Below are 8,270 nucleotides of genomic sequence, written 5' to 3'. Positions count from 1 at the left end.
GGTTCGGATCGTTCGCGCAGGGTAACCGGGTGCCATGTCCGAGCCCATTACGCAGATTCCCGTCCCTGTCCGTACCCGAGGCCGTGTCGCCGCCTGGCTCACCGCCCGCGACCACGCCGTCTTCCGCACCGTCGCGTCCCGGCACTGGCCCGGTGCCGACCGGGTGCTGCCCCGGCTGAGCCGCAGCGCCAACCACGGACTGCTGTGGTTCGGCGCCGCCGCCGGCATCGCCGCGTTCGGCGGCAGTACGCGCGCCCGCCGGGCCGCGGTGCGCGGTGTGGCCTCCCTCGCGCTGGCCTCGGCGACCGTGAACACCGTCGGCAAGCGCTCCGTACGCCGGACGAGGCCGGTGCTGGACCACGTACCGCTCATGCGCCGGCTGAAGCGCCAGCCCCTGACCACGTCCTTCCCGTCCGGGCACTCGGCGTCCGCCGCCGCCTTCGCGACCGGTGTCGCCCTGGAGTCCAGGGGCTGGGGCGCGGCCGTGGCACCGGTGGCGGGCGCGGTCGCGCTGTCCCGGGTCTACACCGGCGTGCACTTCCCCAGTGACGTGCTGGTCGGTGCCGCGCTCGGCGTGGGCGCGGCCTTCGCCGTACGGGGCCTGGTGCCGACCCGCGACCAGTTGCCGTCGCCCGGCCGGCCGCACACCGACGCGCCCCGGCTGCCCGGCGGCCGGGACCTGGTGGTCGTGGTCAACAAGGCGTCCGGCAGCGCCGCCGCCAAGGCCGCTCTCGTACGCGACGCGCTGCCCGAGGCCGAGGTGCGCGAGGTCGATCCCGAGGACCTGTGCGCCGAGCTCGACAAGGCCGTGGAGAGCGCCGCCGCACTCGGCGTCTGCGGCGGCGACGGTACGGTCAACCGCGCCGCGGTGGCCGCCGCCCGCGCGGGAGTTCCGCTCGCCGTCTTCCCCGGCGGCACCCTCAACCACTTCGCGTACGACCTGAACATCGAGACCGTGCAGGACACCTGCCGGGCGGTGGAGGCGGGCGACGCGGTCAAGGTGGACCTGGGCCGCTTCACCCCGGGCCCCGACCCGGACGGCTCCCCCGGCCACTTCCTGAACACCTTCAGCCTCGGTGTCTACCCGGAGCTGGTCCGCATCCGCGAGCACTGGTCGCCGCGCATCGGCGGCTGGCCCGCCGGAGTCCTCGCCGCGTATCAGGTCCTGCGCGGGGAAAGGCCGTTGGTGGCGGAGGTGCGGGGCAAGCGGCGCGGCATGTGGATGCTGTTCGCCGGGAACGGCCTGTACCAGCGGATGGGCCCGACGCCCGGCCGCCGCTTCGACCTCGCGGACGGGCTGCTCGACGTCCGCGTGGTGCACGGCGGCCGGCTGCCGGGGCTGCGGCTGATACTGGCGGCGCTCTCCGGGCCGCTGAGCCGTTCCCCTTTCCACTCGGCGGGCCGGATGCGGCGGCTGCGCCTCGCGGGAATCGAGCCGGGGACACCGCTCGCGTACGACGGCGAAGTGGCCGAGGCCCCGCCCGCTTTCGTCATCGACAAGGCGGACGAGGCACTCACGGTGTACCGGCCGATGCCTACCGTTCAGACGGCTCTGTAGTTCCGGACCTTCGGGGCCGCCGGCCCTTCTCCGGCCGCTCCCCCGGCACGAGTTCGCCTTCGGCGTGCTCGTCCGTGGGGGCCTCCGTCACATCGAGGAAGACCTGGTCGGCCTCCGGCCAGGTCTTCCGTATGAGCTGCTTGATGCGCTCGGAGACCAGTTCGACGCGCTCGCTGTCCAGCCCCGGCATCAGGTCGATACGGACCGCCACGAGGGTCGATTCCATGCCGAGCCGCATGGTGAGCAGGGCCGCCACCCGGTCGATCTCCGGCTGGGAGTCCAGGAGTTCGCGGATTCCGTCGCGCAGTTCGGGGTCGACGGCCTCGCCGATGAGCTGGGCGCGGGCGTCGGAGCCGAGCCGGTAGGCCACGTACACCAGGAGCAGTCCGATGGTGAGCGAGGCGGCGGCCTCGTAGGCGACCTGCCCGGTGGCCATGTGCAGGGCCATGCCGGCCATGGCGACGAGCACGCCGACGACGGCGGTGCTGTCCTCGGCGACGACGGTACGCAGGGCCGGGTCCTTGCCGAGGCCCTTGCCGGGCTGCTTGCGGACCTGCCACAGGGCGCGGACGAGGGAGGTGCCCTCGGCGGCGAGTGCCACGCCGAGGACGATCAGCCCGGCGACGTATCCGCTGGTGGACTCCCCCGCGGGCGGTTTCCGCAGGGCTTCGACGCCCTGGAAGAAGGAGAAGCCGGCGCCGAGCACGAAGATGCCGACGGCGGCCAGGAGCGACCAGAAGTAGCGCTCCTTGCCGTAGCCGAAGGGGTGCCTGCGGTCGGCGGGGCGGCGGCTGCGGCGCAGCGCGGCCAGCAGGAAGACCTCGTTGATGCTGTCGGCGACGGAGTGCGCCGCCTCGGAGAGCAGGGCGGGCGAGGAGGCGACGAGACCGCCGACGGCTTTGGCGACGGCGATGAGGAGGTTGGCGGCGAGGGCCACCAGGACCGTGATGCGGGTCTTGCGGTCGGAGACGCTCTCGGCGTTGCCGACGGGCCGGGCGTCCCCGGCAGGATCGGTGCGTTCGGTGTCTTCGGTGTGTGCGGTTTCTTCGGTGTGTTCGGCCTGCGAACCTTCGCTCACAGGAGGTCAGTTCCTGGGCAGCAGGGGCCCCAGCGGACCCAGGTCGATGTTCAGGTCCCCGGGTTCGAGACCGAACTTGCTCCGCAGGATCTCCATCCTGTCCTCCAGCAGCATCAGCGTCATGCCGATCCGCTCCTCCTGGTCCTCGGTGAGTTCACCGGTGTCGACGCGCCGCAGTGCCTGACGTTCCATCAGCTGTCGCAGCAACTCGACGACGGTCAGGACGAGTTTGGCCAGGTCCCGCTCGACGGTGTCGGCGTCGAGCTCGACCTTCCTGCGCCTGGCCTCGTCGCCCGTGGCCGCGGGGTCGGCGCCGCTTGCGCCGAGGCCGATGGTCCCGGTGCGACCGGCACGGTGTTCGTCACTCATGGCAACTCCCTTCCTCTCCACGTCAGTTCATTTCCTCGAAGGGAGACGGCACGTTCTCGCTGACCGAGCTGATGAGCGCGTTGAGGTCGATGCGTACGAGATCGACGTCCGCGATCCGCAGGGTCAGGTCTCCGGAGAGCACCACCCCGCCCGCCAGCAGCCGGTCGAGCAGGTCGACGAGGGAGATCTCGCGCTGGGCGAGGGCGTCGATGTCGTGGTCGTCGGTGTGGTGGGTCACGTGGTGCCGTCCTCGTCGCCGATCCCGGCGAAGGAGTACGGCGCCCACGGCCCGGTCAGTTCGACCGTGACGTTCCCGTCGTCCTGTGGCGAAGGCGTCAGGGCCTGCACCTGCTCCACGAACGCCTCGCTGGTGGTGCGCGGCACCAGATAGGCGGCGTTGAGCACGTTCTGTTCGCTGCGGCCCGAGAGCCGGCCGTCCTGGAGGCGGTGCAGCAGGGCCGCCTCGGCGGACTGCGAGAGCTCGGCGTGGAGCCTGCGGCAGAAGGCGTCGGCCTTCCTGGACTCCGTCTCGCGGCTGCGCCGCTGGGCGAGCCGCTGCTGGAGGTAGCTGCGCCCGGCGCCGGGCTCACCGGCCGAGGGCGGCGGGGCGGCGGGTGCCGGGGCCTCCTCGGGGGTCCCGGCACCCTCGGGGGGCCTGGGCGCGGTCTCCACGTACACCTTGACCCCCCACTCGACCCGTCCGTCGAGCCGCTCCAGTGCCCGCACGAACCGCTCCCGCCCGCTCTCCAGCAGCCGCCGCACCCCGTCGTCGTCACGGCACACGGTCGCCAGCCGCAGCGGCAGCGGGGTGGTGACGGCGGTCAGGGCGGTGACGACCGCCTGGTGGGTACGGGCCGTGGCGGCGAGCCAGTCGAGGTCTTCGAGGTGGGCCTTGAGCGGCGCCTCGTCGAAGTCGGCGGCCCGTACCGGGCTGACGACGGCGACCAGGCCGCCGTGGCGCAGCAGCCGGGGCGGCTCGCCGTCGAGGCCGCGCCCGCCCTCCTCGGGGAGCACTCCCTCGAAGGGGCGGGTCACGGCGTAGACGTAGCGGAGCTCTGCGGGGCCCGCCTCGTCCGTGAAGACTTCGGGCCCGATCTCGTCGGCGCTGTCTGTCATGTCTGTCATGCCTGTTCTGATTGCCCGTCCTTCGCCTTTTCAAGCTCCGGAGCCTCCGGGGCGGAGGCCTCCAGATCGGCGATGCGGCGCTTGAGGCGCTCGTTCTCCGCGGCGATCTCGCGGCGCCTGGCACCGGAGGAGAGCGACGGATCGTCCTCCCACCAGTCGATGCCCATCTCCTTGGCCTTGTCGACCGAGGCGACGATCAGCCGCAGCTTGATGGTGAGGAGCTCGATGTCCAGGAGATTGATCTTGATGTCTCCCGCGATGACGACGCCCTTGTCGAGAACCCGTTCGAGGATGTCGGCGAGGTTGGCCCCGCCGCCCGACCCGTACGGGTCGGGCAGTCTTGCGGCGGTGCTCATCGGCGGCCCCTGTCTCCGGAGTCGGCGTACTCGCGCTGCTTGCGGGAGTCGGCGTCCTCCTGGTCCCGGCCCTCGTCCTCGTCGACGATCTCGGCCTCTTCGTACTCGGCCTCGGGGTCGTCCTCCTCCTCGTACTCGGCCTCCGGCTCGCCCTCTTCCTCCTCCTCTTCGTACGACTCCTCGGGCTCACCCTCCTCGTACTCGGCCCCTGGCTCTTCGTCCTCCTCGTACTCGGCCTCGGGCGCCTGCTCCTCCTCGGCCTCCTCTTCCTCCTCGTGCTCGCCCTCGGGGCGGTCGTCGTCGGGCTGCCGCCCCTCTTCACCCTCATGGCCCTCTTCCTCGGAGCGGGCCTCTTCCTCCTCGGCCAGCGCGTCCTCGTGGGACTTGACGACCTCGCCGTCCTCGATGGAGCCGCGCCAGCCGTCGTCGATGTCGCCCTTCATCGAGATGTGCCGGGCGTAGTTCTTGAGGTCGAGCCGGGCCCGGCGGCCCTGGGCGCGCCAGATGTTGCCGGTCCTTTCGAACAGACCCTTGGGGTAGTACTCGATCACCAGCAGCACTCGGGTGAGGTTGTCGCCCAGCGGGTGGAAGGTGACGACGCCCTTGGTGGTGCCCTTGGCGCCCTCGGACGTCCAGGAGATCCGCGCGTCGGGGACCTGCTGGGTGGTGTGCGCCTTCCAGCTCCGGTTGGACCAGAAGACCTTGAGCTTCCAGTCGGAGGAGGTGTCGTCGGCGGTCGTGGCGCTCTTCACGCCCTTGGCGAAGGTGGAGAAGTCTTCGTAGCGGGTCCACTGGTCGTATGCGACCCGGACCGGCACGCCTACGTCGATCGTCTCCAGGATGACGATGGGCTTTCCGCCCCCGCCGCCCTTCTTGCGCTTGCCCTTGCCGCCGAACAGACCGGCAACCGCGTCCTTCGCCTTGTCCTTCACACGGCCGGCGCCGAGTTCCACGGTGGAACGCACCGGCCCCTTGCCCTCGGCCAGCTTCCGGCCGCCGTCGAGCGCGAGCTTGGCGAAGCCGGGGCTGTTGCCCTCGGCGATGTCGTTGAGCTTCACGGTGGACTCGCCGAGCTTGCGGCCCACGCCGGTCAGCATCCGCGTGACCTGCGCGGCGAGGTAGGCCTGGGCCTCGGCCCTGAGACGGTCGGTGATCTCGGTGTCCGGCTTCAGCGCGCCGGCCGCGCTCTTCAGGTCAGCCACGTCGCTCTCCCCCCTTCGCGGCGGTGGTCCTGCGCGCCGCGGTCTTCTTCGCGGCGCCGGTCGCGCCGGAGGCCGTCTTCTTCGCCGTACCGGAAGTACCGGAGGTGCCGGAAGCCCCGGAGGCGGTCTTGCGTGCGGAGCCGGAGCTGCTCTGCGCGGCCTTCTTCGCACCGCCGGACGCGGACTTCTTGGACGTACGCGAACCGGAGCCGGAACCGGCGGAGGACCGGGACGACGATCCGGAGGAAGAGGAGCCGGAGGACGAAGACCGGGAGGAGGACGACGCGGACTTCTTACGGGCCCGGCCGCGCGGTTCCTCGCGCTCCTCGGCCTCTTCCTCGTCGTACTCCTCCTCGTCCCGGCCCTTGCCGCCCTTCTGGTCCTTCAGGCTGCTGATGTCGGGCACGAGGCCGGCGGCCCGGTCCTGAACGTTCAGCGTGCGGTCGTGCAACTTGTCGGCGAGTCCGCTGAGTTGGCGGTTGATGATCGCGCCGGTGGCGGCCTTCCCGACACCGCGCATGTCCTCGCGGAGCTGGTCGCCGATCTCCTTGAACTGCGGGTTGTTCTGCAACTGCGAGGACGCGAAGTCCATCAGCGCCTTCGGGCTCAGCTGCAGCTTCTTGCCCGCGACGAACGTGCCGACGGCGAAGGCGAACTTGAGCTTCCTGGTCCGCCCCAGCAGATAGCCCGCGCCTACGGCGAGCCCCAGTCCGAGCCTGTTGTTCATGGTTGTCGCGTCCCTTTCTGCTTCTGCTCCAGCCGGTCGAGGAGCTCGTCCTCGCGGCGGTCGAATTCGGCCTCGTCGATCTCCCCGGCCTCAAGGCGCTCCTCAAGGGCACGGAGTTCGCTCTGGACGACCGACGGGTCGTAGTACTGCTTCTCCGCCTCCGCGACCACCTGCCGCAGCACCCAGCCGGTGCCGCGGACAGGGGCCAGCGGAAGGAGGAGCAGCTCTCCCAGGAGGCCCATGGGCTATTCCACGAAGCTGTACGGCGGCAGCGGGCCGTTGACCTGGAGCACCAGGTGCGGGGCTTCCCGCTGGAGGGCGTCGACGGCCTCGATGAACTCGGCGGAGCGCTCGCGCTCCACGAGGAAGGACACGTTGGCCAGCCAGCCGGTGGACTCGGGTCCCGGGCTGGTGTCGGTCGCGGCACCTTCGAGCGCCTGCCGCACCAGTTGCCCGTCGACCCTCTCGCGCTGCTGCACGGCGGCCACGACGCGCTCGCCGAGGTGCAGCTTCTGCTCGTAAGTGCCGCCGCCCGCGGCCCTGTTGGCCTCGTTGAGGGTGCGGAGCTCGGCGTCGTTGGCGAGTACCTGGTGGAGTACGGCCTCCTCGTCGTGGGTGGCCTTGATGTTGTACTCGACCTTGCCCTCAAGGGCGTCGAGCCGCTCCAGGTAGTGCTTCTCGCGCTCGGCGAGGACGCTCTTCACGACCTCGTCGTCGGCCGAGACGCTGCCGAAGCGCATCGGCAGCACGGCACCTGCCGCGCCCGCCTCGGACAGCACGCTCTGGTGGGCGAGCAGGTCGCGGCGCTTGGGCCGCAGGTTCTCCGGCGCCTCGCTGACCAGGGCGGTCAACTCACCGGTCCTGATGGCGTAGACGGGCTGCGGCGGGTCGCCGACGCCGCCCATCTTCTCGGGGAGGGCGGGGTGCGCCGCCCGGGTGATTCCGTAGACGTAGGTGCTCATTCCTGCTCCTCCTTCCGGCGGGACGTGGTGCGACGGGCCCGCGGCCTCGACTCGGACTGGCCCTCGTCACGGGCCTGCTGGAACGCGCCCGATATGGTCTCGGCGGCGCCGGACAGGGCGCCCTTGGTCTTGCCGGACGCACCCTTCTCCATCGTGTCGCCGACGATCTCGGGGAGCCCCGGGCTCTTGTTGGCGCCGGTCTCCAGGTCGAGGCGGTTGCAGGCCTCGGCGAAGCGGAGATAGGTGTCCACGCTCGCCACCACGACACGGATGTCGATCTTCAGGATCTCGATGCCGACCAGGGAGACTCGGACGAACGCGTCGATGACGAGCCCCCGGTCGAGGACGAGCTCCAGGACGTCGTAGAGACCGCTGGTACCTCCGCCGCCTCCGCCTTGCTGTGCCGGAACAACAGACATGTCGACCGGTCCTCCTTCTCTTCGTGGATTGCGCGGGCTCTTCGTGGGTTGAGCGGGCTCCTTGGTGGTTTGTGCGGGGCCGGTGCTACTTCTTGTCGGCCCTGCCGCGCTCGTAACGACCGACGCGGCGATATCCGGTGAGCCCGCCGTCCGGGTCCAGCCGGACCTCGTACGAAGCGAGCAGGCTCATGGTGTCGGGGACGCGCTCCAGTTCGAGCACCTCCACGCGCAACACCCAGCCGTCCTCGCTCTGTTCGAAGGAGGACACGGATTCGGCGGGCATGCCGGTGAGTTCCGAAATCTGCTCGCGGGCTGCGCGCAGTACTTGCATCGGCCCCGGCTTCTTCTGCTCTCGCCGTTCGTTCCTCTTCGGATTCGGCTGGTCCTGCTGCTCTTCGCGCTGTGCGTCGTCGGTCTTGGCCTGCGTCTTCTTCGGAGTGTTCTCTGATGTATTTGCCATGGCTGCCTCGGTGG

12 protein-coding genes are annotated in these 8,270 nt (G+C 70.7%); 1 reads left to right on the top strand and 11 read right to left on the bottom strand.

What is annotated here, in order from left to right; genetic code table 11:
- The first annotated feature begins 34 nt into the window (after positions 1–34).
- Entirely contained in the window at positions 35–1,558 is a 1,524-nt protein-coding gene (locus ACWGIG_RS18755) for a phosphatase PAP2 family protein (RefSeq protein ID WP_453322728.1), read from the top strand.
- Here ACWGIG_RS18755 and ACWGIG_RS18750 read toward each other — a convergent pair.
- From ACWGIG_RS18750 to ACWGIG_RS18700, 11 genes are all read right to left on the bottom strand, one after another.
- The gene (locus ACWGIG_RS18750; protein ID WP_453322727.1) at positions 1,536–2,636 is read right to left on the bottom strand and encodes a cation diffusion facilitator family transporter; all 1,101 of its coding nucleotides are present in this window, start codon (positions 2,634–2,636) and stop codon (positions 1,536–1,538) included. The two genes, ACWGIG_RS18755 and ACWGIG_RS18750, sit on opposite strands and share 23 nt — an antisense overlap.
- Positions 2,637–2,642: 6 nt before the next feature.
- Entirely contained in the window at positions 2,643–3,005 is a 363-nt protein-coding gene (locus ACWGIG_RS18745; RefSeq protein WP_453322726.1) for a gas vesicle protein K, read from the bottom strand.
- Between the two features lie 22 nt (positions 3,006–3,027).
- Positions 3,028–3,243 carry a gas vesicle protein gene (locus ACWGIG_RS18740; protein ID WP_453322725.1) on the bottom strand — a complete coding sequence of 72 codons (216 nt, stop codon included), beginning with the start codon at positions 3,241–3,243 and terminating at the stop codon, positions 3,028–3,030.
- On the bottom strand, positions 3,240–4,130 hold the full coding sequence (locus tag ACWGIG_RS18735) for a GvpL/GvpF family gas vesicle protein (RefSeq protein ID WP_453322724.1): 891 nt from the start codon (positions 4,128–4,130) through the stop codon (positions 3,240–3,242). The genes ACWGIG_RS18740 and ACWGIG_RS18735 overlap by 4 nt, the downstream gene beginning before the upstream one ends.
- Positions 4,127–4,486, bottom strand: a complete 360-nt coding sequence (locus ACWGIG_RS18730) for a gas vesicle protein (protein ID WP_453322723.1) — start codon at positions 4,484–4,486, stop codon at positions 4,127–4,129. The genes ACWGIG_RS18735 and ACWGIG_RS18730 overlap by 4 nt, the downstream gene beginning before the upstream one ends.
- Positions 4,483–5,688 carry an SRPBCC family protein gene (locus tag ACWGIG_RS18725; protein ID WP_453322722.1) on the bottom strand — a complete coding sequence of 402 codons (1,206 nt, stop codon included), beginning with the start codon at positions 5,686–5,688 and terminating at the stop codon, positions 4,483–4,485. Before ACWGIG_RS18725 ends, ACWGIG_RS18730 begins: the two co-directional genes overlap by 4 nt.
- Positions 5,681–6,415, bottom strand: coding sequence for a DNA primase (locus ACWGIG_RS18720; protein ID WP_453322721.1), 735 nt, complete (start codon positions 6,413–6,415; stop codon positions 5,681–5,683). Before ACWGIG_RS18720 ends, ACWGIG_RS18725 begins: the two co-directional genes overlap by 8 nt.
- Positions 6,412–6,657: a gas vesicle protein GvpG gene (locus ACWGIG_RS18715; RefSeq protein ID WP_453322720.1), complete on the bottom strand. Its 246-nt coding sequence runs from the start codon at positions 6,655–6,657 to the stop codon at positions 6,412–6,414. The genes ACWGIG_RS18720 and ACWGIG_RS18715 overlap by 4 nt, the downstream gene beginning before the upstream one ends.
- A 3-nt stretch (positions 6,658–6,660) precedes the next feature.
- Positions 6,661–7,377, bottom strand: a complete 717-nt coding sequence (locus ACWGIG_RS18710; RefSeq protein ID WP_453322719.1) for a GvpL/GvpF family gas vesicle protein — start codon at positions 7,375–7,377, stop codon at positions 6,661–6,663.
- The gene (locus ACWGIG_RS18705; RefSeq protein ID WP_453322718.1) at positions 7,374–7,796 is read right to left on the bottom strand and encodes a gas vesicle structural protein GvpA; all 423 of its coding nucleotides are present in this window, start codon (positions 7,794–7,796) and stop codon (positions 7,374–7,376) included. The genes ACWGIG_RS18710 and ACWGIG_RS18705 overlap by 4 nt, the downstream gene beginning before the upstream one ends.
- A gap of 85 nt (positions 7,797–7,881) precedes the next feature.
- Entirely contained in the window at positions 7,882–8,256 is a 375-nt protein-coding gene (locus ACWGIG_RS18700; protein WP_453322717.1) for a gas vesicle protein GvpO, read from the bottom strand.
- Positions 8,257–8,270 lie beyond the last annotated feature (14 nt).

Source organism: Streptomyces sp. NPDC054863 (genome assembly GCF_053610825.1).
This window is presented reverse-complemented; position numbering and strand designations above follow the sequence as displayed.

Excerpts from the sequence above, each read along its gene's own strand:
- ACWGIG_RS18755 (WP_453322728.1), top strand. The coding sequence starts at position 35 with ATGTCCGAGCCCATTACGCAGATTCCCGTCCCTGTCCGTACCCGAGGC.
- ACWGIG_RS18745 (WP_453322726.1), bottom strand. The coding sequence starts at position 3,005 with ATGAGTGACGAACACCGTGCCGGTCGCACCGGGACCATCGGCCTCGGC.
- ACWGIG_RS18735 (WP_453322724.1), bottom strand. The coding sequence starts at position 4,130 with ATGACAGACATGACAGACAGCGCCGACGAGATCGGGCCCGAAGTCTTC.
- ACWGIG_RS18730 (WP_453322723.1), bottom strand. The coding sequence starts at position 4,486 with ATGAGCACCGCCGCAAGACTGCCCGACCCGTACGGGTCGGGCGGCGGG.
- ACWGIG_RS18720 (WP_453322721.1), bottom strand. The coding sequence starts at position 6,415 with ATGAACAACAGGCTCGGACTGGGGCTCGCCGTAGGCGCGGGCTATCTG.
- ACWGIG_RS18715 (WP_453322720.1), bottom strand. The coding sequence starts at position 6,657 with ATGGGCCTCCTGGGAGAGCTGCTCCTCCTTCCGCTGGCCCCTGTCCGC.
- ACWGIG_RS18710 (WP_453322719.1), bottom strand. The coding sequence starts at position 7,377 with ATGAGCACCTACGTCTACGGAATCACCCGGGCGGCGCACCCCGCCCTC.
- ACWGIG_RS18705 (WP_453322718.1), bottom strand. The coding sequence starts at position 7,796 with ATGTCTGTTGTTCCGGCACAGCAAGGCGGAGGCGGCGGAGGTACCAGC.
- ACWGIG_RS18700 (WP_453322717.1), bottom strand. The coding sequence starts at position 8,256 with ATGGCAAATACATCAGAGAACACTCCGAAGAAGACGCAGGCCAAGACC.